The organism is Mesorhizobium sp. B1-1-5, assembly GCF_006443065.1.
In the GTDB taxonomy this organism is placed as follows: Bacteria; Pseudomonadota; Alphaproteobacteria; order Rhizobiales; family Rhizobiaceae; genus Mesorhizobium.
Window position 1 is genome coordinate 119,103 of record NZ_VFWS01000002.1, and the last position, 25,957, is coordinate 145,059.

16 protein-coding genes and 1 pseudogene are annotated in these 25,957 nt (G+C 62.5%); 7 read left to right on the forward strand and 10 right to left on the reverse strand.

The features are described 5' to 3' along the window. Positions 1-10: 10 nt before the first annotated feature. Positions 11-9,634 carry a LysM peptidoglycan-binding domain-containing protein gene (locus FJ980_RS01665; protein WP_140541215.1) on the reverse strand — a complete coding sequence of 3,208 codons (9,624 nt, stop codon included), beginning with the start codon at positions 9,632-9,634 and terminating at the stop codon, positions 11-13. A gap of 76 nt (positions 9,635-9,710) precedes the next feature. Further along, a complete protein-coding gene (locus FJ980_RS01670; RefSeq protein WP_246676274.1) occupies positions 9,711-10,559 on the reverse strand; it encodes a MurR/RpiR family transcriptional regulator in 849 nt (282 codons plus the stop codon). A gap of 221 nt (positions 10,560-10,780) precedes the next feature. Here FJ980_RS01670 and FJ980_RS01675 point away from each other — a divergent pair, with 221 nt between their 5' ends. The 6 genes from FJ980_RS01675 to FJ980_RS01705 all read left to right on the forward strand — a co-directional run bounded on the left by FJ980_RS01675 (position 10,781) and on the right by FJ980_RS01705 (position 16,884). Continuing rightward, on the forward strand, positions 10,781-10,966 hold the full coding sequence (locus tag FJ980_RS01675) for a hypothetical protein (RefSeq protein ID WP_140541216.1): 186 nt from the start codon (positions 10,781-10,783) through the stop codon (positions 10,964-10,966). 107 nt (positions 10,967-11,073) lie between these two features. Then, entirely contained in the window at positions 11,074-12,090 is a 1,017-nt protein-coding gene (locus FJ980_RS01680) for an EscD/YscD/HrpQ family type III secretion system periplasmic domain-containing protein (protein ID WP_140541217.1), read from the forward strand. After that, complete coding sequence (locus FJ980_RS01685; protein WP_246676275.1) at positions 12,087-12,527, forward strand: hypothetical protein; 441 nt, start codon at positions 12,087-12,089, stop codon at positions 12,525-12,527. Before FJ980_RS01680 ends, FJ980_RS01685 begins: the two co-directional genes overlap by 4 nt. A 325-nt stretch (positions 12,528-12,852) precedes the next feature. Then, the gene (sctV, locus tag FJ980_RS01695; protein WP_140541218.1) at positions 12,853-15,015 is read left to right on the forward strand and encodes a type III secretion system export apparatus subunit SctV; all 2,163 of its coding nucleotides are present in this window, start codon (positions 12,853-12,855) and stop codon (positions 15,013-15,015) included. Positions 15,016-15,063: 48 nt separating this feature from the next. Further along, positions 15,064-16,419, forward strand: coding sequence for a type II and III secretion system protein family protein (locus FJ980_RS01700; protein WP_140541219.1), 1,356 nt, complete (start codon positions 15,064-15,066; stop codon positions 16,417-16,419). 12 nt (positions 16,420-16,431) lie between these two features. After that, the gene (locus FJ980_RS01705; RefSeq protein WP_140541220.1) at positions 16,432-16,884 is read left to right on the forward strand and encodes a hypothetical protein; all 453 of its coding nucleotides are present in this window, start codon (positions 16,432-16,434) and stop codon (positions 16,882-16,884) included. A gap of 185 nt (positions 16,885-17,069) precedes the next feature. Here the strand turns inward: FJ980_RS01705 and FJ980_RS01710 are convergent, their stop codons facing one another. Continuing rightward, complete coding sequence (locus FJ980_RS01710; protein WP_140541221.1) at positions 17,070-17,873, reverse strand: tetratricopeptide repeat protein; 804 nt, start codon at positions 17,871-17,873, stop codon at positions 17,070-17,072. Between the two features lie 85 nt (positions 17,874-17,958). On the opposite strand from FJ980_RS01710, the gene FJ980_RS01715 reads away from it, so the two are divergent. Then, positions 17,959-18,999, forward strand: coding sequence for an EscU/YscU/HrcU family type III secretion system export apparatus switch protein (locus FJ980_RS01715; protein WP_140541222.1), 1,041 nt, complete (start codon positions 17,959-17,961; stop codon positions 18,997-18,999). Positions 19,000-19,412: 413 nt separating this feature from the next. Here the strand turns inward: FJ980_RS01715 and FJ980_RS01720 are convergent. The 7 genes and pseudogenes from FJ980_RS01720 to FJ980_RS01750 all read right to left on the reverse strand — a co-directional run. Beyond that, positions 19,413-19,574: pseudogene (locus FJ980_RS01720) on the reverse strand (transposase); the annotation flags it as partial. A 216-nt stretch (positions 19,575-19,790) separates the two neighbouring features. Next, positions 19,791-20,762, reverse strand: coding sequence for an ABC transporter ATP-binding protein (locus FJ980_RS01725; RefSeq protein ID WP_140541223.1), 972 nt, complete (start codon positions 20,760-20,762; stop codon positions 19,791-19,793). Next, positions 20,759-21,769, reverse strand: a complete 1,011-nt coding sequence (locus FJ980_RS01730; RefSeq protein WP_140541243.1) for an ABC transporter ATP-binding protein — start codon at positions 21,767-21,769, stop codon at positions 20,759-20,761. The genes FJ980_RS01725 and FJ980_RS01730 overlap by 4 nt, the downstream gene beginning before the upstream one ends. Next, positions 21,769-22,686 carry a dihydrodipicolinate synthase family protein gene (locus FJ980_RS01735; protein ID WP_140541224.1) on the reverse strand — a complete coding sequence of 306 codons (918 nt, stop codon included), beginning with the start codon at positions 22,684-22,686 and terminating at the stop codon, positions 21,769-21,771. Before FJ980_RS01735 ends, FJ980_RS01730 begins: the two co-directional genes overlap by 1 nt. 10 nt (positions 22,687-22,696) lie before the next feature. Beyond that, a complete protein-coding gene (locus FJ980_RS01740) occupies positions 22,697-23,584 on the reverse strand; it encodes an ABC transporter permease (protein WP_246676276.1) in 888 nt (295 codons plus the stop codon). Further along, positions 23,584-24,543, reverse strand: coding sequence for an ABC transporter permease (locus tag FJ980_RS01745; protein WP_140541225.1), 960 nt, complete (start codon positions 24,541-24,543; stop codon positions 23,584-23,586). Before FJ980_RS01745 ends, FJ980_RS01740 begins: the two co-directional genes overlap by 1 nt. 78 nt (positions 24,544-24,621) lie before the next feature. Beyond that, positions 24,622-25,957, reverse strand: a 1,336-nt coding sequence (locus FJ980_RS01750; protein WP_140541226.1) for an ABC transporter substrate-binding protein, incomplete at its 5' end; no start/stop codon positions are given.

The following is a 25,957-nucleotide window of genomic DNA, read 5'->3' on the forward strand; positions in this document are numbered from 1 at the left end:
CCGCGCCGTCTCAGCCGACCGCCGCAATCGGCAGGTAGATGCGGTCGCCGGAGAAAATCATATCCGGGCTTAGAATATGATCCATGTTCAGCACCACCGTATCGGCAACATCGGCTGAATGCGTCCTGGCGATCAGGCGGATGCTGTCGCCGTTCCTGACCTCGACCCACTGATAGCCGTCCTTCTCCAGTGTCGGGTTCGTGCGGCCCTGCGGATTGCTGCTGCCTTCGGGATGAACCTCGACATAGTCGCCGGAAGCCCAGCCGCTGTGCATTTTGCCATCCGGTCCGAAACCTTCGACGGGTACCCAGGTCTTTCCCGACGGGTCGCTCGAAGGCTTCGCGGTCTGTTCGACGAATGATCCGGGTCGCAGAACCGTCACCACGGCGGCCTCGCCCTCGGGCTTGCTTCGCAAATTCAGGCCATCGTCCGCCGACACCACGAGTTGCGGGAAATGTTCGGGCGGGGTCTTCGGTCCGTCTGGAACATCCGGGTGATCGTCGGGCTGCTGGGAGGACGCATCGCCATCCGGCTTGTTCGGATCGGGCGGGGCGACCGCCTTGGGGTTCCAAGGTTGGGCGAGCAGCGAGTCCAGTGAGAAGAGAAGCATTCCGATGCCGAAAGTGATGCCCAGGGTCCAGCGATCCCATGCAGCCCATTTCTTGTCGGACTTCGCAGCGGCCGCGATATCGCCATCGGTTCGCGGCACCGAACGGCGGTTCATCCGGTCCGTCCTTATCGCCGACGCCCAGAACTCCGCGCAGCCGAACGTGAACATGGAGCCAGCGACCGTGGCGATCGGCGCCGGCCAGGAATGCAGCGTGTAGCCGGCGCAGCCGAGCACATAACCGGGGCCAGCCAGATGCTCGGCCAGGTTCCGGATCACCGGCCTGCCGGTGAACGACTGCAGCATCGACTTCGTGCCATAGACGACATTGCCGAGCGAGAACGTGCTGTTGACGAGAAGGTCCTTGCCCTGGATCATTCCGGTCGCCGCGCCTGGCGCCGCGGCGATGAACGTGGCGCCGCCGAGCGCATTGAGGAACCGCCCGAACGGCTTATGGCTTGCCGTCGCATTGGGAAAAATCGCCTGCGTGCCGAACACGAAGCCCCGCACGCCAAACGCAACCGCTCCGGCGGTGGCGGTCCAGGTCGGTGGCAACGAACTCCACAGCACGTAAGATGTGGTCGACATGCCGCCAAAGGTGGCGAGAGCCTGCGCGTTTTCGCGCATCCTTGCATTACTCAGCGCCAGATCGACGCCGGCGGCCTGGTCCGGCGTCACCGTTTTTTTGTGGGTCGCCCGGAAGGTGGTCTGTTGTAGCACGGAGAGGCCATTCGTCTGATCCCCGCTCATCCACCCGAACTGCTCGGGTGTGAATTTTCGGAACTGGCCGGGGCTCGATTCCTCGAACTGTTTTGGCGTCACCGCTTCGATCTGCGGCTGGGTCAGAGCCTCGGTGTGGTGGATCGTGAAGGCGCCCCACTGATCGCGGGTCAACTGGGGGATCTGCCTCTCGGTCAGCCACGGCACCTGCCTGGGATCGAGCTTCGCCATGTCCACGGAGCCGATCATGGTTTCGGGGATAGCTGGAATCTGGCGCTCGGTGAAGTTGGTCAGCAAGCCGGTCGCGCCCAGGTCCTTGAACTGCTGCGACGTGAATTTGGAGACCTGGCCGGGCTTGAGCCACGGAACCTGGCGCGCTTCCAATGTCGACGCGTCGAGGAGCCCTATTTTGTCTCCTTTCACCGCCTGTACCTGCGGTTTCGTCAGGTGGCGCGTCAGACCGGCTTTGCCGAGTTCGGAGAACTGCTGGTCGGTCAGGTTGCGGATATGGCCCTCGGTGAGCCAGGGAATCTGCTTCTCGCCGAGGCCCGCTATGTTGACAAAGCCAATTTTTGCCTTGGGGATACCGCGCAGTTGGCCCTTGGTCAGATAGGGCAGCAGGCCGGCCCGATCCATATCGCGGAACTGCTGCTCGGTCAGCTCGGCCGCCTGCTCGCGCTTAAGCCACGGAACCTGGTTCGGCTGGAAATCGGCCATGACGAGATCCGGCACCTGATCGAGCGGGGTCGCCCTGACGTCATCTCGCGTGAGCGGTCCATTGTTCGAAGCCTTGTTTGCCGGCGCAGGACGGCCAGTTTCGCCGGCGGGACCGGAACCAGAAGAGGTATAATCGTCGTACACGCCGTCGGCGTACCGGCTGTAAAAGTCCACGTAGGTTCCGTCCGCAGTGCTTGGCTCCTTGTCACCGAATAGCGCCCCCATCTCGTCAACGGCTTGTGTTCGATCAATCTCGCCAACCTTGTAACGAGCGAAGACATCGGCTTGGGCGGAATTCCAGTCGGCGCCGAGGATGGCTGCCGGCTTGCCGCCGTTGGCTGCAAGCTCGTCGGCAACAGCGTACTGAACAAATCCTGCTTCGCCCTCGACGTTCAGATAGGCGGAGACAACCGCATCCCTGTAGGCCTGCCGGTCCGGGAAATCCCCAGGATGGAGATCGATTGGAGCGTCACCGACGTGCGACAATTCGTGGCCGAGCAGGTCGACGAACTCCGCAAGAACGGTGTCGCCGTCCGCGTCGTCAGAGCGGAATGTCTCGGCGTCGACAAAAACGACCTCCACGTCGCCGACATACTGCGACCCGGTCGCGGTCAGGTCGTCGCCTGACTGGGCGTCGGAAATCCTGAGATCGTGCCGCGCGGGATTTACGATGCGCACCTCTTTCGCGTGAGCGTCGCGCAAGAGCTCCATCAATGTCGGAGATCGGCTGATCTGATCGATGAGATTGGTTTTGGTGACCTCCGGCATGCCGAGGCTCTGAGGGAGCATGTCATCGAGCAGGCTTGCCGCCTCTTGGCGGTTGGCCGCGATTTCGTCCTGCGCAAGCGGCTTGGTGGATGATGGATCTTTTGACCCATCCGCCGCAAATCCTGGTCCTTTCGGCGCTGGCCTGGGCGCAGCCCGAATGCCGTCCCCACCGGCCTCGGGTGGCCTTGCTTGCGAGGAAAGGAACGTCAGCACGCCGTCGGCGACGTCCTGGCGCATGAACCCGCCATCGACGATCGACGGGCCGAAATCGCTCTTGAACTGCTCGATCGCGGCGAGCTGGTCAGGCTCGGCCCGTTGCTCAAGTCCGTTCAGGAACTTATCCAAGGACGTCTTGCCGCCCTTTGGGATGCCGGTCGCGGCGCCGTCGCGCGAGTATTCCACCGCGCGAGCGAGCCAGGCAGGGACCGTCAACTGATCCGATTGTCCGTTGGGCCGATCGAAAGTCAGTGTCGCATTCTCGCCCTTGGCGATCGAAGGAGCGCTCTTGGCCGCCTTCGACTTGTACTGGAACCTCACTTCGGCACTGTAAGCCACCGCGCCTGCCGGCAGCGGAGGCGTGGAGAACGAAACCGTATAGCGCGTCGCCGGAGTCCCGTCGGAACCGTAGAGATTCCTGTAGATGTTGCCGGCGCTTGGCATGTAGCGGGACTGTGGCGCCCCTTCGCGTCGGGAACCCGTCGGAAGCCAGGACTGTAGCGCAGACTTCACCTTGTAGGTCGCGGACGTGACCATCCGGTCCGGATTGAAACCCAGCACGCCCGGCAGCCTGTTGCCGTCATTGAAGATGACGTCGACCAGCATTGCCTCGGGATTGACGACGCGAGCCTTTTCGCCGGTCAGCAAGACAATGTCCGCCGTAGGCGATTTGCCCGGTATGGCTGAAAGTCGCAGCCCGCTCAGCGTCGGCTCATCGACCAGGGGAACGGTGTTCGTCGGGTCAATCTGGCCGGATTTGACGAGGTCGCGGATCGACCGGATGCCATCGCCCTGCCCGATGGCCGTGATGAGTTCGGACGCCTTGGCCGGGTCCTTGACGGCGAACTGTATCTTCAGCTTTGTCGAGCCAAGGGCCGACTGGATCTGGTCGAACGCCTGTGCCGACACAACGTCGCCCGGTTGCAGCGTGTCCGTGACAGGCAGTTCGGGACGCTTCTCGAAGCCGATGCGCGGCATCTGATCGACAGCCGCGACATGGTTGGCCACAATCGGCAGGCGTATGCCGGCCTTGGTCTCGGTCATGACGCGATCGAATGGAAGCGTTCCCTGCAGTGCGACATGGCCGGAGCTGTTTTCCGCCGGCACGCCAAAGAAGTCATGCTGGCCTGGCGCGAGGCTAACCTCCTTGCCACTCAGCGAAGGCGTGTAGATCATCTCGATCACGGTGCCTTGGCCGTCGGGCGTCATGCCGACGACAGCGGCATCGACCGGCTTGGCCTCATAGCCGCTGGCATCGTGGAATATCGCCTTGCTCGCCGCTGCGGACAGGTCGCTGCTACGAACCGGGAAGGCCGTCTGATTGGATACCGGCCAGACCCCAGCCTGAAGGCTGGTGATGTTCCTGTATTCCCGTGCCCGGAAAGACACCACGCCCTGGGTGCCGAGCGCGTCCTTGACCGGCGCCAGGCTGCGTTGGCCGACGCTGTCGAGGATCGACCATCCGATCATGCCGAAATCGGTTTTGGTGCCGACGCCGAAGCCAACCGCGGCAACGGTTGGCGACCCGATGCCGAACGCCTGGCCCGTATTCAGCCTCACCCGGAAGGTGACGCCGACGCGGAAGTCGGGCAAGGTCTCGCGAAGCGGCGTGCGCGGTATCTGAACGCCGTCCGGACCATAACGTTCAGCCATCTCGCGGCTGGAATAATAGTCTTTCTCCTGTTCATAGCGGGTCACGAGCTGCTCGGCGCTCAGGCCGTCGAGATAAGCCGATGGCGTCTTCGGATCCTTGCCGCTGGTGTAGACGTAGCCGCTCGTGTCGCGATCCGGCATGCCGGCAAAGCTGAGCGTCTGCGGATCCCACACCAGGCGTACCGGTGCCTCCGTTCCTGTCGGCTCACCCGGCAAGACGATGGGGTCGCCATCGGCGGGATGCGTTGTGTCGTGGGCAGTCGAGCCATCAGGATCGCGGCCCGTCAGTGCCGTTGGATCATTGCCGCCGGCGTCATCGGTCTTGATTACTTCTCCCAGGATCACCGGGTGGCTGGGATCATGGAAGACCTGCTCGCCCGTCGACCGGTAAACGCCATCAGCGCCAATTTCGTAAACATTCATCGGGTGCCCGGAGGGACCGGGACCAAGCGCCGGCGGCGACTGCCGAGGTCCCTTGCCGCCGGGCGGCTGCTGAAACGGACCGCCGTTGCCTGGCGGCGAATTGCCTCCGGGAGCGTTGGGGACTGCCTGTGTTCCCGTTCCTGGCCGCATGGTGCGCAGACCGTGAATGCCGAGCCCCGTGCCGGTGACGCCTGTGCCAAGACCCGTCAGCGCGTTGGCAAGTTGGAGACCGTTCATCTGGTCTCCGTTGGCGGCGAGATCGTACGCGGATGTCGCCAGCAAAGGTGTGCCGACAATCACCGAGCCGACGTCCAGCCCCCACGCCGCCTTGTTCAGTTTGGCGCTCGATTGCATGTAGGTGCGGGTTTCTGACGCCAACGCCCAGTTCGACCGTGTCGCGCCTATGCTTCCGGCGAAGGCACGGGGACTGGCGGCAAGGCCTGCCAGGAATGACTCGCTCTTCGCCGCCATGCCGATGGTGCGCAGGCCGCTGGAGGCCACGGGCAGGACTGTTGTCGCCGCGCTTGCGATATTCGTCAGCGATTCGGTGTCGTACCACTCGCCACCGTGATCCAGATGGTTGGCCTCGTTTATAACGGCTCTGGCTCCGAGATAGGCCGCGCCCGTATAGGCCAGCGGCGCGGCGACCGGCGCCGCCGGCGTGAATGACAGGATGGTGGCAATGCCGGTACCGATGCCAACCAGCGGATCGACAACCTTATCCCAGACCGAGACGTTTCGCGCTTTCACCACCTCAAGCGCGATCTTGCCGTCGGCGCCCGCCTTCATCTCCAGGTTTTTGGGAACGACAAGCTTGCCGTTCTCGCCAAACTGGCTGTTGTTGTCCTGGAAATCACCAAGGTCATCGAACTTCTTGCCGGTGGCATCGACATAGCGGGTGTTGCCGTCCCCGTCGCGCACCGCAAAGAGGGTAACCTGCTGTGTTCCGACTTGGTCGTCGACGTAGAAGATCGGCACGCTGCGCACATACGGATTGTCACCGCCGATATCGCGGATCTCGTCCGTCACATTATCTATCGCGTCGCGCCCATCATCGGTCGAACTGTCCAGGCCGAGCTTCTTGCCGACCGCTTCATCAAGGGTCGCGCCCGACTGTTGCCTGAACTCGTTGTCGTAGCCGTTGGCGAGCAGCTGCTGGAACCTCGGCTGATACATGCCGTCGAGCGCCTGCGGCTCATGTTTGTCCAGATAGGTCTTGTCGACCGTGGTGTTGTCATCCGCCAGCAGCGAAGGCTCGCTTAGCCGAAGCTCATGATAGTCGCTGAAGCCTTGCACCACCCTGCGCAGATCCTCGGCCTGCGATATCTGAAGCCTGACGGCACCCAGCTTGAGCTTGGCGACCGCGACTTCGGGATCGACCCAGCGGCCGCTGGTATCGTCATCTTCCGTGTCAAGATCGATCCAAACCGCCTTCCCGCCCTTGGTCAGCGCATCGATCCCCGTCTTGTCGTAGTTTTGGGCAACGTCCGGCGCCACCTTGATCTTCTGCCCGCCGACATCGATCTCGACCGGCTGCGCGCCATCGGGCAGCGTGCCCGCAGGAGCCTCGATCGTTCCTGGTTTGTGGTTCGTCAGCGCATTGTCGAAATTGGTCTGCAGCGACGGCAGTTGGGTCTTGAGGTCGGCAATGCTGTTGCCGAGCTGCTTGTCGAGAACGTCGTTCAGGTTCATGGCCGCCTGCTCTTCGCTGGCCTTTACCGATTGCAGACCATTTGCCGTGCAGGCTTTTGCGTTGGCATCGTAGCCGGCCAGAAGCGACTGCCAGTCCTTGTTGAGTTGGCGATCGCGATATTCGTCCCTGACATTCTTGTCGGTGAGACTGTAGGTCAGCTGCTGTTCGGTGGTTCCCTTGTCGAAATGGTTGACCACCCAGAGCTGGCCGTCACGGATCTCCAGCGTCGAGTTCTTGTAGTGCCCGAGGTAATCGCCGTTGATGCGATTGTACTTCTCGTCAAAATTAAACTTCTGCTCGCCAAGATACTCGTTGGACAGCTTCTGCTCGAGATCCGTCTGCCGCGCATTGACCTGCGTGGCATCGGCATGGGCATCGAAATAGTTCTGGTAGGCTTGAGCCAGTTCGAGTTGGCTACCTGCCGTCGTCTGCAAGCTCGTGAGTTCCTTGTATTCCTTCGAGTCCTTGGGAACGCCGTTGAGTTCGGCCTGCCCGACCAGGAAATCGACGGTGAGCTTGTCGCCCTTGCTCAGATGCAGACCGACCTCGGAAAACAGCTTGTCGACGGCAGAGTGGTCGGCGACGCTTTGATCGCGTTGCGGATGAAGGTCGGGAGTGCCCCGAGCGCTGACGGCCGGCGCATTCGGATCGCCCAGCGGGGCTAGCGGACCCTGCCCGGCGATGGCGTCCTTGAGGACGTGCCCGGCGTTCTCGTATTCGCCGCGGGCATCCCGCGCGTTCTGCAGCAAGATGTTGGCCTTGGTCGTCCGCTCGTGCGCATCGGCAAGCGTGCCTTTCGGTTTCTGAGCGTTCCATTGCAGGCCGTGCGGCGCCAACGCCTTGTTCAGGATGGTCTGCGCGCCACCGACGGCATCCTTGTAGGCGGGATCGAGCATATCGACGTTGAGCTGCTCCTGCCCCTGGCCCGCCAGAGCCCGCGTCTCGGTGACGCGCGACAGCGCGATGTTCTCGTCGATGATGGCCTGAGCGACCTGGGGATCGACCCAGGTCCAGACGCCGTCGATCTTCATCGGCATCCACTTTCCCCCGGAGGGCGCGTTGCCCTGCGGCGGATCGCCGAAAGGATCGACAACCCTGTTCTGCCCGTCAAGCTTGGGCTTGGCGGGCGTACCCAGGTGGTATTTGTCAATCAGGGCCTGTTTGTCCTGTCCGGCCTTTTCCGCGGCGTCGATAAGACCTGGCAAGGCCTCTCCCGCCAAGACCCCTTCGACGAAGGTCTTCACGACCTCGCCTTCCTTCGCCTCCTTGGGGTCGCTGCTGTTGGGGTTTACCGCCAGCAGTGTCTTGGCCAGCGCCTCCTGCGTGCTTCCTGCCTCGATCTGAAGGTCGGTGCCGGTGGTGGTGTTGTGCAACGTCGAGCTGCCATCGGGCTTGGTGGTCAGGGTATAGCCGTTGAAGGTGACCTTCACGGTCGTGCGCGTACCGTTTTCGATGGTGACCTTTTCTCCGGTGTCGATGATGTCCGGATCGCGGGACGAGCTGAATAGCTCCGGATTCGTGCGCCTGAGATCATCCAGCGTCACGCCATATTGCTGCGCGATGAGGGTCAGGTTGTCGTCCGGCTTGACCTCGTACACGACGGGCTTGCCGCCATTGATCTTCTCGGTGGTGGTCGTGGTCACCCGACCGTCCTTGTCGGTGACCGTCTTGGTTTCGGTTCCGTTGCCATCGACGGACAGCGACGTTTTCTTGCCATCCGCCGTGGTCGTGACGGTGCGCACGTCGTGCTGGTAGTCGTGAGAGTAGACGGTCTTGCCGCCGCTGCGCGGGTCGACGAGCTCGACCGACTGCGCGTCGCTGCTGCTGGTGCTCTTGACCTGATAGCCTGCGGCCTGCAATTCGGCGATCACCTGCTCGTCGGTGAGACCATTTTCCTTGGCGATCTGGTCAATGCTTTTTCCATCGGCAAGATCGTGTTTGATGTCCTGCGTGGTGGACCCACCTGGATCCTGGGAGGGCGCCAGTATGGTTTTGCGGCCGTCCGGGCCGGTGACGGTGGTCACCGGCAGGGAAGGACCAGCGCCCGGCCTCACCGTTTCCACCGACACGCCGTCGGTCAATGACGTCCGTTCGGTAACGGTTCCGGTCCCGAGGTCGTCCTCGTAGCGCGTCGTTATAGCGCCGGTGCCTGAATTGTAGGTGGTGGTTTCCTTGCGTCCGAGCCCATCCCGGATCGGCGAGGTGGTCGTGGCGCCGCCGGGCTGCTCCTGGACGGTCGCATAGTAGCTGTCGTGCTGATAGTCATAAAACTGCGTGACGGTGCGGCCGCTGGCATCGGTGATTTTCGTCGTCTGCGTGTCGCCGGTCGGCGCACTGTTGTCCGACACTGTCATCCCGCCGGACCTGAGCGCTGTGATAACCTGTTCGCGCGTCATGTGGCGGTCGGACGCAATCTGGTCGATGCTTTTGCCGCCGGTAACGTCGTTGACGATGTCCCGGGCGGTGTTGCCTGCTGCGGGGTTGTCCTTGGCCGGACTGCCATCGAGGTCCACCAGCGTCACGGCAGGCGTCGCGAGATCGGTGTTCACATAGAGTGCCGGCGTCACCGTCGTGCCATTGCCGGCGTTCGCAACATTGACGCCCGGTGTCGCCGCTGCCGGCGTCGGCTGAAGGGAACTCAATTGCGTGTTTACACGCGCCAACTCCTGGTGGGCCTGGGCCGCCCAATCGCGCTCGCCCATTCTGTTGGCGAGCCTGATCTGATCCCGCAGTGCCGCCGCCTGCGCCTCCAGCCGTGCGACCTGGGCGGCATCCGCGTTGGCATTGACCTTCTGCGTCTGGAGGGGCGGCTTGGTGAGGGTTATCGGGCGAACCATCTGGACGACCTCCGGAAATCACGGTTGCCGGCGGCCCGGCCGCCGTTTCACCCGCCCCGATCGCAGCCTTCCGCGGTTATCGAGGGGGCTTCCAATAGATGCCGAAAGCAGCAAGCTGTTCTTCCGACTGTTTCACGCGTTCCGCGGCATCCGTTCCGGACCGCGGCGCCGTCAGCGCCGCCAGGATTTCGACGGCGGCGAATGCGGGCGCCATGCTTCGGAAGAACGATTGCGAATTCGAGGTAACGATGATCGCTTCCCGCGCGATCCGGGTCAGCGGGGACACGCTGCTGTCGGTAATCGCCACCACGCCGACGCCCTGCCGGGCCGACTGGCGCGCCACCTCTATCGTCGTGCGCTCGTACGGCGACATGCCGATGGCAAGGAGCACGTCGCCGCGTCCCGCGTGCTGAAGGGCCTCCAGACCTTGACCGGTCATCTCGCCGACCAGCATCACCTTGCGGTCGCCGCTGGCCGCCAACGACATGATGTCAACGAAATGGCTCGCGACCGGATAAGCCGAGCGTAGGCCGAGGCCGAAAAGATTGCGCGATCCGGCAACGAGGTCGGCGGCTGCGTTGAATTGCATGGCGCTACCGTATTCGCCAAGACTTGAGATCTGCGCGGCGAGAGCGTCGGCAACGACGCCGACCGTCGAGAATCCCAAATCGCCGTCCCGTTCGATGCCCTGCCGTGCCGGCAATCCTCCTGTCGTCTCGCGCAGCGCGCGCGCATAAAGGCTGCGCATGTCCTCATAGCCTTCAAGGCCGAGCCACCGCGCCAATCGCATCATCGTGCTGTGCGAAACGCCGGCCTGCTGGGCCTGCTCGCGCATCGACATCAGCGCCACATCCTTAGGATGATCCAGCACAAAACGCGCTGCGATCCGCAGTTGCGGCGGCATCGTCTCAAACCGTTCGGCCAACAGCTCCGCCAAAGGACCTTTTTCCATTCCCAATCACCCCATTCACCCCGTCGCTCAGGTTACTCCGCGAACGCCCGGAACGCAACAGTTGGAACAAAACTCGCTCATATATTCCAAGTGGACTTTCATTTTCGATCGCCCTGCCCTAGATTGCGACTGCAAGGTCCTGGACCGCGTGCACGAGCCTGGGCTTGCAACCTGAACAGCCCCTCAAGGAGACAATGATGGCTGCCACCCCTCCCATTACGTCCGGTTCTGCAGGGTCACCGGAACAAAACCTGGACAAGATGATCAAGCAACAGGAACGCATGTTTAACCTGGAGATCACGAAAGATATCGCGAAATCACAGCATGACATGCTGATGAGCACCGCCAAGACGCTCGGCGAGTCGGCTGAGAAGGCCTGACGCGAAGCATGCTCAAATCTATGCGCCGCCGACAGCGACCGGCGGCGCACTTGCCTGACGGAAGTCCGGCTGCATTTGAAATCGCCATTGGCGGGAGATGAAGTGGCATGACCGGTAGTCCTGTCGGCAGATATTTGGACGCTGTGCCGGCGCGTCGGCTGCGATCGATTATCGCCCCGTCGCCGTCATCCGCACAGTCCATCGCGCTCAGCGTAACCCACGGTTTTCATGCCGGCGCCGAACTCAGCCTGGTTGAGGCCCTGTATACGATCGGCTCCAGCACCGAATCGGACATCGTCCTCAGGGATGCAGGCATCGCCCCGATCCACGCCAGGCTGCGGCGCAGGGGCAACCAGTTTGAAATCGAAGCCGTCGGCGGCGATGTTGCGCTCCCCACAGGCGAAATCATCCGTCAAGGACAGGGCAGCCGCTGCAGGTTGCCGTTTGTCATCGCTATCGGCGACGCCCGAATCCGGCTGGTCAATCCGCAACGCCCATCGAGCCAGTGGTCGCTCGGCAACCGCTCCATGTTGGTTGCCGGCAGCGTTCTTCTTGCCGTTTTTGCCGTTTCTGTCGCTGCCAACGGGTTCTCGCTCGCCAAATCAGATCTCGCCAAGTCAGATATTGGCTCGCAGGCATCGTCTCGAGACGATCAACCGGTCAAAATGGCATTCGCCGGCGAGCGCGGGCAGGAAGTGCTGGACGATTCATCGCCGGCGCAGATTCAAACCGTCGCCGATGCGGAAAGCCAGCTCAAACAGCGTCTTGATCAGTCCGGCATAAGCTCCGTAGCCGTCCAGCGATCGCCCGGGCGCCTCGTGGTTTCCGGCGTGATTCCCGATGACAAGAGCGGCGTCTGGACCGAGACGCAATCCTGGTTCGACCAGACCTTCGGCGGTCAAGTTACCCTCGTATCCAACGTCATGACCGGCAACGCACAGCAGGCGCCGCGCCTGATGCTGCAGGCGATCTGGTATGGCGACCGGCCCTACGTCATCGCAGCCGACGGCGCACGCTATCACGAAGGCGCATTCACCGATGACGGCTGGACTATCAAGCATATCGGTGAGACGGAACTTCTGCTGACCAAGGGCGGCGCCACGGTCGCGCTGAAATATCCGTGAGCCGCCGGCTCGAAGGGCCGCGCCTCGATTCGGCGAGGATGGAGACTGCCGGCCGCGACGTGCATCAGGCCGAAGGCGTGCGTGGTCAAACGATCAGCCGGCGACGGATGAATGGCGCCGACAAAGCCGCGAAGGGTGCTGCGGGGACGAAATCGGCCGCTGCCGCGGAGAGGCCCGAGAGGGCGGAATTCCAAGCCTCTGGAGAGGCCGCCGGCGAATCGCTGGATGAAATACTCAGCAACTTCGTCATGCCCGCCATTCCGGAGCCGGCCATCCTGCGCCGTTCGGTGCCTATTTTGCAGCATTTCATAGCGAACCTGGTCCCGGACCTTGAGGGCGGCGAGCAACTCAAAACGCTCGCCAGAACGCTGATCGAGGATGAAATCGAACGTCATCGCGACCTGCTTGGCCGCCTGCAGGAAGGAATCGAAATCTGACCGACCCGCATGACACCGCCCATCTGCTGCATGTCCTGGGCTATCTCTACGGTTGTCATGGGCAGGCAAAGCGGGGCGCGGCGTACCTGCTTATCGCCGCGCAGCTCTCACCGGAAAATGCCGGCGTTCTCAGGACGCTGGCGCACCTGCTCATACTGGATGGCGAGGCCGAAAAGGCGCTTGCGACGATTGCCAGGCTGGAGACTTTGGAAGGAATGGACCACCCGGTGCTTGCATTGCTGAAGAGTCGGGCCCTGCTCGGCGCCGGGCGCAAAAGCGAGGCGCACAGCGCGTTGCTCAGCTTCCTGTCGCGTCGGGCTGCCTGATGACCGCGTCGGAGCGACTTCTGCAACTCCTGGCCAGGCTGTCACGCCGCAGCGACCTGGTCATCGCCGTCCTGATGCTGGTTGCAGTGGTGATGATGCTCATTCCCCTGCCGACCTTTCTCGTCGACTTCCTCATCACCGCAAATATCGCCATAAGCGTGCTCATCCTGCTGGCGTCGTTTTACGTTTCTCACCCGCTTCAGTTTTCGTCGCTGCCGTCGGTCATCCTCATCGCCACCTTGTTCCGGCTGGCGATCACGATCACGACCACGCGGCTGATCCTGCTGCAGGCCGACGCCGGCGAGATCATCACCGCCTTCGGCACCTTCGTTGTCGGCGGCAGCATCGCGGTCGGCCTGGTCATCTTCCTCATCATTACCGTCGCGCAGTTCATCGTGGTCGCACGAGGCGCGGAACGCGTCGCCGAGGTGGCCGCGCGCTTCACGCTTGATGCGCTGCCGGGCAAGCAGATGAGCATCGATGCCGAGCTGCGCAACGGCGATATCGATCAGGCTGAAGCACGCCGCCTGCGCCAGCAGTTGGAGCGCGAGAGCCAACTGTTCGGCGCGATGGATGGCGCCATGAAATTCGTCAAGGGCGATGTCATCGCCGGCATCGTCATCATCCTGGTCAATCTGATCGGGGGTTTCGCCGTCGGCACGCTGCAGCACGACATGTCGCTGGGGGACGCGGCCGCGACCTATTCGTTGCTCACCGTGGGCGACGGGCTGGTGGCCCAGATCCCGGCGCTGCTGGTCGCGATCGCCGCCGGCACGATGGTGACGCGCGTCGGCAGCGCGGACGGAACGGGCGACCTTGGCCGGCAGATAACCAGCCAGCTCTTCAGGGACTCGCGAGCACTCGCCCTCGCGGCGGTGATCATGGTTGGCCTTGCCATGGTGCCAGGCTTCCCCTTTGTCGTGTTCCTGGCCCTTGGCGCCTGCTTCGGCGCGGGCGCCTATGCAATCAATCGCCGCGATGCCGGGGACTCCGAAGCCCGGGACATCGGCCAGATCGCGGCGCAGGAACAACGCGGTGGTTCGGCTTCGCATTCTGCAATCTCCACCGGAACGCTGGCTGCTTCCTACCGCATCGTCGTGCGCTTCGGAGTCGAACTCGCGGCGGCAATTCCGGAGCCCGAATTCGCTGCGCTTGCCGACGGCGTTCGCCGCGAACTCTTCGGCGATCTCGGTGTCGACGTGCCGGCCATCGGCATGCAGGCCGACGAGACGCTCTCGCCGCGAACCATCCGCATCGATCTGGAAGGCGCGCCCATCCTGGACGCCGAAATCCCTGACGGCCGTGTTCTCGTCGAAGCCGACCCGACGCATCTCGATCTGCTCGAGCTGACTTACGAGAAAGCTTCTTCAATCGCCGGCCAGCGCAGATTCGCGTGGGTCGATGAGAGCCAAATATCGATACTGAAAGACGGCGGCTTCGCCTTCGCCACGCCGGCCGAGACGGCGGCCAGATGGACCGCAAACGCACTTCGGCTGTATGCGGGACATTTCGTCGGGATCCAGGAGACGCGCAGGCTTCTGTCGGACATGGAGCCGGACTATGCGGATCTTGTCCGACAGGCGCAGGAGATCGTACCGCTGCAGAAAATCGCGGAAGTGCTTCGCCGGCTTGTCGGCGAAAACGTGCCGATCCGCAATCTGCGCCTTATCCTCGAAGCGCTGATCGAATGGGGTCAACGCGAACAGGACGTTTTCCTGTTGACCGAGTATGTCCGCACGTCCCTGAAGCGCCAGATCAGCTTCCGTTCCGCCGGCCGCAACAACATCATCGCAGCCTACGTGCTGCAACGCTCCGCCGAGGATATCCTGCGAAACGCTCTGCAAAGCACATCGTCAGGCACGTTCCTGAACCTCTCGGACGACGATGCGCAGGCCTTGGTAAGCGAAATCGAGCGAGCCCTGTCGCACAACGCCACCGACGCCTCGCCGGTCGTCCTTGCAGCGATGGACGTGCGCCGTCACATGCGCAGCCTGCTCTCGCACAATGCGATCGAGCTTCCGGTCCTGTCCTTCCAGGAACTTGCGCAGGAATTCAACGTCCAGCCGCTGGCCACGATCACCGGCCGCAGCGGAAGAGCCGGCGGGCGCGCCCAGGCGCTGCCCTCGGCTTCGGCGAAAGCCTCGCGGGAGACAGTCTCCTGACGGCGGCCGGACGAATGGGGACATCTGGGGAATCAGGAGAGGAACGGCATGACGATCCACGATACCGCGGCAGGCGTCCGACGCGCCGCTGGGCGGACGGATATGCGCTGGCTCGCGATCGCGACGACTGGCGTTTTGCTGGCATTGTTGTTCACGATCGCAGGCGCGGCGGCGCAGAACGCGTCGCCGCTGCCGAGCAGGCCAAGTCTCGATCTTCCGGTCGGGCAAGGACGCTTGCTGCGGTTCAATGAGCCGGTCGAATCCGTGCTGGTCGCGGATACCACGATCGCGGACCTGCAGATCGTATCGCCAAGTTTGGTCTATGTCTTTGGCCTCAAACCCGGCCTGACCAATCTCATTGCGGTCACGGCCGATGAGCGGATCGAGGCAACCGCTCAATTCCGCGTCACGCCCGACATCACACCCGCCAACGAGGCCAAGCACGCAATGCAGCCGAATTCGGCGACAAATCTGCACATTTTCGGAACTCGCATCGCCATCACGGGCGAAGCACGAGGTGTCGACGAGGCAAAGGATCTGGAAAATGTCGCAAGAACCTTCTCGCCGCCGGAACAGCCGCCGCTGAACAATATGACCGTGCAGGGCTCGCAGCAGGTCAACATCCGGGTCCGCTTTGCCGAAGTCTCGCGCACGGAGTTGCAGTCATACGGCGTCGACTGGTCCGTCGGCTACAAGAGCGGCGGCTTCGAATTCAACATGTTCCAGGACAATGGCGTGCCTTCTGGCAGCGGTGGGAACTTTGGTCTGGGCCTAAACCAGGCGCACGGCCTCAATTTCGATGTCCTCATCGAAGCCCTGCAACGCAATGGCGTCGTCAAGATACTAGCCGAGCCGAACCTGACCGCGGTGACCGGACAGACGGCGAACTTTCTGGCTGGTGGCGAGATCCCCGTGCCTATCGCGCAGGGATCCGACGTCACCACCATTCAATACAAACCTTTCGGCGTGTCCCTCGGTTTCACCCCAACGCTCATCGGCCGCAATCGCATCGCGCTGCACGTCCAGCCGGAGGTCAGCTCTTTGTCGGATTCCGGCTCCGTAAGCGCCAACGGCTTTGCCATGCCAAGCTTTGTGGTGCGACGAGCCGACACCACGGTGGAGGTGGCAAGCGGTCAGACCTTTGCGATTGCCGGCCTCTTCCAGCAGCGCACCTCACGCAACCTGGAGAAATTTCCAGTTCTCGGCGACGTGCCCGTGCTTGGGCCCCTTTTTCAGTCGCAGCGGTTCCAGCACGAAGAGACCGAACTGGTCATCCTGATCACGCCCTATCTGGTCGCGCCGGTGCGTGACAGTCTCGCCACCCCGCTCGACCGTCCGGCTGCCAAGCGCCTCAGTCGCAAGCACGCCAACGACGCGTCATCGACCGGTCTGATCATCAAATAGCGGGAAACGACCATGATATTGCGCATCGCTTTCTGCTCCGTTTTTCCGACGTTGTTTCTGGCCGGCTGCATGAACAGCCCGCAACAGCGGCAGGATTACTCGCCCGGCTACAGCTATGTTTCGACCGATACCGGCGGCTCCGAGAAAGGCGTCAGCGGCTCCGTTCTGGCTCCCAACGCATGCCTGGCCGAACCGGCCGATGATGACAATCCGGCCGCCAGAACCGATCTGACGATCGTGTCCGGCGTCGGCTCCCACCTGCCGTCCGGCTGCGCCAATGCCTACAATCTGCAGCGCATGTCCGAAAGCCAGCGCGACCTGATCGAAGGCCGGCGCATGGGAGCGGCGCCGGCGGCGCCGACGGCGCGAGCGGCCCGTCGTTACCTCGATGGCGAGGAGGCTCCGACAGGCGGAGCCAACACAACTGCGCCGGCGATGCCGCAAACGACGCAGTCAGTCGAGTGAGCCTATGCCGACTGCGCGCCCGCAGCACCGCGCCATGCGTCAAGCTTGGTGCGAGATCGGCGCAGGTCTTGCGCTCCGACGCGCTGGAACAGGTCACAGTTTCACGGAAACGGCGAGCCACTTCATCTCGTTGCTTCAACGCAATTCCGGACGGAAAACCGCTCCGCACTTTTCCTGGAACTGCTTTAGCCCAGGATGGAGCCGAGCGCTTTGGCTTTGGCCTGCGTGCTGCCCTTCGAACGGATGGTCCTGGCACGCGCCAGCAAGATGGCCACCTCCTTGGTCGTCAGACCGATAGGCGGCGAGGCCTTGACCTGATCGACCTGCCCAATAAGTCCGTAGACCATCACGACATTGCGCTTCTGGTGCAACTGCGCATTGGGTGCGGCGGCAATCTTCTGCACCAGCGGCAATGCCGCCGCGGAATTGTCTTCGAGGGCTGCCGCCAATGCCATGTTGGTCTCGACGTCGAGATCGCCGGGCGCGAGTTTCAACGCCTGGGCGAAAGTGGCCTGCGCTTCGGTGGTCTGGCCGGCGAATGTCTGCGCCACGCCCAGACGGTTATAGGCGGCGCTGGTGTTGACCAGAGGCGCTGCCTGCGCGAGCGCGCGCATGCCGGCATCGATGTCGCCCGCCTCTATCATCGCCGAGCCAAGGCCGAGCATCGCTTTCCCCTCGTTGGGAGCTTTTGCGAGCGCGGCCTGATAGGCCTTGGCGGCATCGGCCGGATACCCGGCCCGCATATAGGCGTCGCCGGCCTTGACGAACGCGCCCGCGTTGGCGTCCGGCATCGTAGCCGCACGCTGATAGAGCGCTATTGCGGTATCGCTTTCCCCGCGCGCATCGATATCGTCGGCAAGCTTGATCAACCGATCCGACTGAGAGGACGGGCCTTGGGTCCTCGCGTCGGTCGAGCCTGTTTTGGCCGTCTGGCAAGCGGACAGCGCCAGGGCCATGGCCACAGGCAAGAATACGACATGCAACCGCATATCCACCTCTCCGTATTCAAGCCCGGCGCCACCTTACACAGCGCACGGGCCGACCGGAACCACAACAGTGCGGTAAGATTGCAACATGGCCGAAGAAGCTGAGGAAAAGAAGCTACCGGCTTCCGACAAGAAGCTGCGCGACGCGCGCCGCAAAGGCCAGGTTCCCCAGAGCCGCGACCTGATCTCCGGCTTCACTTTCTTCGCAGCGCTCGCATATCTTTATTTTTCCTGGCCGATGCTCTTCAGGCACCTTTCAGAACTCGTGCAAACCGTGACCGTGACCGGCGATTCGTTCGGCGATGTCAGCCTGCGCGCCATCCGTCATTTCTTCTCGCTGCTGATGATTGCCACTCTGCCGCTGGTCAGCATCGTTGTCGTTCTCACCGCGGTCTTCGGCATGCTGGGGACGTTCGGGCCGGTCCTCTCGTTCGAGCCGCTCAAACCGCAGTTCGACCACATAAATCCGGCCAAGGGCCTGCAGAAGATCCTGTCGCTCCGCAACGTCATCGAGTTTGCCAAGGGCCTGATCAAACTGGTGCTGCTGGCATGCCTCTTCGTCTTCGTGCTGATCATATGGCTGCAGCCGCTATTCGAGGCGCCGGGTTGCGGCCCGTCATGCCTTGGGCCGGTGATCCAAGCAGTCCTGACGCCGCTGGGAATCGCCGCCGGCCTGGCTTTCGTCGTCATCGGCGTGATCGATGTCCCCATTCAACGCTGGCTGTTTCTTCGCGACATGCGCATGACAACAACCGAGTACAAGCGCGAACACAAGGATCTCGAAGGCGACCCATTGATCCGCCATGAACAGCAGCGGCAGCGGCGCGAAGCGGTGATACGACCGGCGAAGCTGGGCGTGAAAAATGCGGTTATCGTCTTTATATCCGGCGACCGGGCCGTGGCGTTGCGTTACATCAGGGGCGAAACGCCGGTGCCGACGGTTGTCTCCAAGGGTCAGGGGCGCGCTGCCAACGAGATATTAGCTCAAGCGCGCCACGCCGGTATTCCGGCGGTCGAGGATAATGCCCTTGCCGAAGCACTCTTCGAGAACACGAACATGGGATCATATATCGGCCAGCAGATGTTTCCGCCGGTCGTTCGCCATCTCGTTCGGCATGGCCTCACTTGAGGCCGAGATCGCCTGCAACACTCACCGTCAACTCAGTCTTAACCTGACTACGGAGCCAGCGCGCCACGCAGCGCCGCTGAGCAGGCGCCTCTGCCGACCGCCTGGGGTCCACTCGCTACGGACTAACGGGGACGCGCAAGCCATCTGTGCGAGAAAGTCGATGCCTGCCAAACTATCCAACCCGAATCTAGTGTCCCACTTTGTCCATAAGCACCCGCAATTCGGGCTGAGGCGCGACCCAGAAAGTTCGAAAAGCTTCCAAGAACCCCAGCCAACTGGACTCCCTGTTGATAATGCTGTCAGCGGTGGCGTATTGTGGCTCCGGATGCGACCGTTTCCGCAAGTAGATCAAACGGTTGCTGAAGGCCCGCGTGAAGGTTGTGTGCGTCAAGCAGCGGCGGCCATGTTGCTGGTCATGCGGCTTGGCGCAGAGCGAGCTTCTTGTGCTCGCGCAGGTCGACCACCTTGATGTAGCGGTTGGCCTCCATCCAGTTTTCGTTGGTTTCGACGGCCAGCGCCCTGACCAGGCGCAGACAGCTCTGTGAGTTTGGAAAACAGCGCGAGGCACATCGTCGACGGCGACGCTGGCGGAGATTTTGGTGTAGCGCATCGCAGGCTTGCGGGCTGGGTCAGATGAGGAGAAAAAAGGCAGGCCGAATGGCGCCTCTGGCACGAAAGCCGCACCACGAGCGGCTTCCGATCGATGAGGCGCGCTTGGGGGCGGGATAAGATCCCGACCCTTTGAGGGCCAAAAACGTATCAGAACTACTCCAATTTTTAGGCTGCCATGTTCAGCCTATGTCGTCGCGAATGCATGCCTTCATACGTCCAGGAGCTATCTCCCGTAGCCGTGGCACGGCGCCGGCACAGGCATCCATCGCTGCGGGACAGCGCGTTCTGAAAACACATCCCGACGGCGGGTTGGCGGGACTTGGGATGTCGCCTTTCAGTATCTGCCGTTGCTTCCTGGCGAACGCATCTGGCGATGGGACGGCCGACAGCAATGCCCGTGTGTAGGGATGCCCCGGCCGGACATAGAGATCGGTCGCGGGCGCGACTTCCATGATGCGTCCAAGATAGAGAACGATGACCGTGTCGCAGATATATTCGACAACGGCGAGGTCATGCGAAATGAACAGCATGGTGAGGCCAAGCCGGACCTGGAGATCGCGAAGAAGATTGATCACCTGGGCCTGAATCGACACGTCGAGTGCCGAGACCGGTTCGTCTGCGACGATAAACTCGGGCTCCAGCATGAGGGCTCGCGCGATGCCGATGCGCTGGCGCTGGCCGCCCGAGAATTCATGCGCGTAGCGGTCATAGGCGTCGACCGGCAGTTCGACGGTGGCGAGCGCCTTTTCGGCGCGGGCGCGGCGCTCGGGCCGATTGCCGATGCCTTGGATATCCAGGCCCTCGGTGAGGATCTGGCCGATAGTCATGCGTGGCGACAGACTGGCGAAGGGATCCTGGAAGATATACTGCATGTTGCGGCGTTGACGTCGAAGCTCCCTTGCCCCGAGCTTGACGATGTCCTTGCCGTCGAAGCGTATCTCGCCTGAGGTCGGCTCGATCAGCCGCAACACGGAACGGCCAATTGTCGTCTTGCCGGAACCGGATTCGCCGACCAGCCCGACCACCTGACCACGTGGAATGTCGAATGAAATATCCTGCAGCGCCTTGACCACAGGTCCGCGCGAGAACGCTGTCGGCGGGAAATGCTTGGTCAGGTTGCGAACGGACAGATAAGGAGCCGGCGCGCTCATAGCTCCTCCCAGCGGATGCAGCGGCTCGTCTGTGTCGGCGATACCTGCAACAGCGGCGGCACGGCGGCGCGGCAGGAGTCGATCGCCATCGGGCACCTTGGAGCAAAAGAACAGCCTCCCGGCAGCATGGCCAGCGAGGGGACATTGCCGGCAATCGTCGGCAGCGGTGTGCCGGCCGCCTTCAGCACCGTTGCTTGGCCAAGTCGCGGTGCCGATCGCATCAGGCCTGTCGTGTAAGGATGGCGCGGCCGGGCAAAGACTTCGCCAACCGGGCCGGTCTCGACGATGCGGCCGGCATACATGACGGCCACGCGGTCGGCGATTTCCGCAACAACGCCAAGATTGTGGGTGACGAAGAGGATGCCCATGCCGCGTTCGGCCTGAAGAGTGGCAAGCAGATCGAGGATCTGCGCCTGGATCGTCACGTCAAGCGCCGTCGTCGGTTCGTCGGCAATCAGCAATGTCGGGTTGCATGCGAGCGCCATGGCAATGGTGGCCCGCTGACGCATGCCGCCCGAGAGTTCGTGCGGGTATTGTTTTGCCCGCCGCGCAGGGTCCGGGATGCCGACCTGCATCAGCAAGCGCACCGCTTCGGCTGCCGCCTCGCGATGCGATTTGCCAAGATGGATGCGCATCGGCTCGGCGATCTGCTCGCCGATAGTGTAAACCGGGTTCAGGCTGGTCATCGGCTCCTGAAACACCATGCCGATGTCGTTGCCGCGCACGCGGCGCAGTTGCTCCGCGTCCAGCCCGGTCAGCTCGGTGACGGAACCGTCGCGTCGTCTGATCGAGATATGGCCGTGAGCGATATGGCCGATCTTCGGCGCCAGGAGCCCCATGATGGAGAGGCTGGTGACTGACTTGCCCGAACCGGACTCGCCGACCAGCGCCACGGTCTCGCCGGAGCCGATCTCGAGATCGACGTCCTGTACGGCCGCAATGTCGCGCCCCGCAATGCGAAACACCGCACGCAATCCAGCAATCTGGAGGATCGGCGCTTCCATGATCAGCCAAGCAGGCCGACGTCGCGCAGGATCGCGTCGACCTTGGCGGTTTCCTCGGCATTGAGATCGCGCTGCGGGCGGGCCATCCTGTTGGTGTCGATGATGCCGAGGCTGCGCATGGCGGTCTTGAAGGAGCCGACGCCGGCTGAACCGGCGCTGGTGCGCCCGAGCGCGATCCAGACGATCTCGAACAGCTTCAGCAGGCGTTCCTGCTCGACGCGGGCCTCGGCATGCTTGCCGGCCTGCATCAGGTTCCACATCTTGACGTAGCCGTGCGGGTCGACATTGGCGATGCCCGGCACAACACCATGCGCGCCCATGGCGAGAGCAGTATCGACCATGATCTCGGAGCCGGTCATGCCGAAGAAGCCGGCGTCGCCGGCCATGTCTTTCAGTACATAACGCAGATTGCCATCGTCGCCGCTGGAATCTTTCAGGCCGGCCACGGTGCCTTCCTTGGCAAGCGTCACCGTCGTCTTGCGATCGAGCTTGATATGGACGCAGACCGGGATGTCATAGGCAATGATCGGGATGTCGATCGCATCCTTGATGTAGCGGAAATGATCGATGATCTCCGGCTGGCTGGTGCGCGTGTAAAAGGGCGCGGTGATGACGATTGCGTCGGCCCCGGCCGACCTGGCGATCTTCGAATGGTTGATGACACGGTCGGTGGTCGGATCGATGACGCCGGCGAAGATCGGAACGCGGCCGTTGTTGACCTTCACCGCGTGCTCGATGATCGCCTTGCGCCCGGCTTCGTCGTAGAAAACCACCTCGCTGGTCGAGCCAAGCACGAACAGTCCGTGGACGCCGCCGTCGAGCAGGTTCTCCAGCGTCCGGGTGAGTGACGGAAAGTCGATGCTGTAGTCGTTGTTGAGGGGCGTAACGACTGGCGGCACGACGCCGGTAAAAAGTGGCATTTTGAAACCTTCAGTTGAGATCGGATCGGGGGTCGAAAGCGTCACGCAGCCCATCGCCAATAAAATTGATGGCGAGGACCGTGAGTACGAGGGCGGCACCGGGGAACATCCACTGCCAGGGGTATTGTTCGAGGACGACGGTGGAGCGGGCAAGATTGAGCATATTGCCCCAGCTCGCTTCCGGTGGTGCGATGCCGAGGCCGAGGAAAGAGAGGCCAGCTTCCAACAGGATCGCGTTGGCGATCTGCAAAGTAGCGTAGACGACGAGGATATCCATGCAATTGGGCAGGCCGTGGCGAAACAGGAGATGCGGCAGCCCTGCCCCCATGCCGCGCGCGGCAACGACGAAATCGCGTTCGCGCAGTTCGAGGAGGCGGGCCCTGACCATGCGCGACAGAACTGGCCACGATAGCAGCGAGATGACGAGGATTGTCGGCGCGATGCCGGTGCCGGCGATCGAGGCAAGAACGAGCAAGAAGATGACTGGCGGCAAAGTCATGGCGAGATCGACGAAGCGCATCGCGGTTGCATCGACGACGCGGCCGCCGAAGCTCGCGATAGCACCGATGAGGAAGCCAATGACGGTGGAGATCGCGACCGAGCAGACGGCAACCAGCAGCGAGATGCGACCACCCTGCAGGAGCCGCGCGAAAACGTCCCGGCCGATACCGTCGCTGCCGAGCCAATGGGTGGCGGACGGTCCCTTGTTCATGGCCTTCAGGTCGATGGCGTTAGGAGCGTACGGCCACCACCAGTGGTAGGTCATGACCGCTATCAGCACGGGGATCACGATGACCAGACCGGCCCGCGCGGCGCGGTTCTCGATGAAACGGCCGAGTGCGCGGCGCAATGGACCTTTGGTGCGCTGCATGGGTGGTTCGATCTCGGCAATCGTCATCACCCCACCTGGATGCGCGGGTCGACAAAGGCGTAGACAACATCGGTGAGAATGTTGACAAGAATGACGCAGACACCGATCACCAGCGTGGCACCCATGATGACGGGATAGTCACGCGTGCCGACGGCGTTGACCAACAGCAAGCCCATGCCTGGCCAGTTGAAGACGCTCTCCAGGAAGATCGCGCCGCCGATCGCGATGCCAACGGTCGACCCGATCAGCGTGATGACCGGCAAGAGCGCGTTGCGAGTGGCGTGCTTGATGATCACCCAGAACTCTCGCACGCCTTTGGCCCGGGCGGTTCGGACATAATCCTGGTTGAGCACTTCGAGCAGCGAAGCGCGCATATAACGCATAATCAGCGCCGCGTGGCCGATCGACAGCAGGCATGCCGGCAGAATTAGATGGGCAAGCACATCGGAGATCGAGAATGGCGCGCCCGCAGTCTGCATGCCGCCTGACGGTGCCCAGCGCAGCAGAACCGAGAAAAAATAGAGGCCAAGCAGCGCGGTCAGGAAGGCCGGACTCGATATTCCGATGAACGACAGCACGGACATCGCAATGTCGGGCCAGGCGTTGCGGCGCACGGCGCTGTAGATACCGGTCGTAATACCGACGACAATGGCGATCGCCAGCCCCGCGCCCATCAGGAGAGCCGTGGGTCCGATGCGCTCCATCACCAGCGGCAACACCCGCACGCCGCTGCGCTGGATCGAATAGCCGAAATCCCCCGACAGAGCCGCACGCACCCAGCCGAAATACTGAAGCGGCAGCGGCCGATCGAGACCGAGGCGGTCGCGTAGGGTCTCGAGATCGGAAGCCGACATCGGCACGGAAGGATTGATATATGCGTCGATCGGATCGCCAGGCGACAGGCGCAACAAGATGAAGATGAGGAGGCTCAAGGCAACCAGCATCAACAGTCCTGTGGCGCAGCGGCGGGCTATGAAGCTCAGCATCGGCTTTCCGCAAGTGAATGGTGTGGGCGGGATCGCAGAGGAAACCGGCCCTTGTGGCGGGCCGGGAGACCCACCTGCTCACTGAATGTCCCAGGCCTCGGGATGAGCGGCGTAAGGACCGCCGGCGGGCGCAGGCGTCCAGACGAAATCCTTCAGCTTATTGGAGGCAACGCCGTAGCGATTGGCCTCCCACAGCGTTGCCCACGGAAGGTCCTTGTTCATCACCTTGCAAACGTCCTGCCAAGCGGCATCGAGCTTCGATGCATCGGTTTCACCGAGCGCCTTGTCTAAAGCCGCGCTCAGGTCGTCGAACTTGATCCGCATGGTGTTGAAGCCGGCGGGCGGAATCTGCGACTTGTTCAGGCCCGGATTGATGCCAGCCGGGTTCGGGCCATTCTGCAGGCCGGCATAGACCATGGGAAATGCGTTCCAGTCCGGCGTACCTCCCTTGTAGACGATGCCATTGTAGGTCGGCGTATCGACGACACGCGGCACGACGTTAATGCCGACCTGTGACAGCATGGACTGGATGGCTGCCATGACATTGGCAGCCTGCGGAGAGCCGTAATAGGTCAGCAACGTGATGGGCTTGTCGCCGTTGATCTTGTCCCAGCCCACCTCTGCTAGCAGCGACTTGGCCTTGGCCGGATCGTAGGCGTAGGTTTCCAGCCCTTCGGGGACCAGTTGCGGCGCCACAAAGCCGCAGTTGGCCGGTTTGGCTGCGCCGCCATAGAGGCTCTCTATGATCGCGTTACGGTCGATGGCGTACATGATCGCCTGACGAACCTTGAGATCCTTGAACAGGTCGACCTGCTGGTTGAGACCGATATAGTTGACCACGTAGGAGCCGCCTTCGATCACCTTGAAGTTGGAATCGGTCTTGAACGACGCCGCGTCGTCAGGCTCGACATAGGTGAATTGGATCTCACCAGCACGCAGCGCCGCGACCGCCGCGGCCGGGCTCTCGAAGTAGCGGTTAATCAGCACGTCGACTTTCGGCTTGCCGCCACGATAATCGTCATCCGCGGCCAGTTCGACATATTGGTCGGTGACGTATTTCTTGAACTTGAACGGACCTGTGCCGACCGGGTTGGTCGACCACCAGGTGCTGGTTGCCAGCGACTCCGGCGGCATTCCGGCAAGAGCATGTTCCGGCAGGATCAGCACCTGCGAAAGAATGGACAGGAAGGAGGCGTTCGGCTTCGACAGCTTGACGATTACGGTGCTGTCATCGGGCGCCTCGACCGAAGCGATATCGCCCAGGCGTGCCGCGAACAGGCTGCCGGAAGCTTTGTTCTTGGCAAGGTCGATGGTGAATTTCACGTCCTTCGACGTGAACGGCTTGCCGTCGTGCCAGCTCTCCTTGGGCCTGGGACATTCAGTGATCAGGTGGGTCTCCCGGCCCGCCACAAGG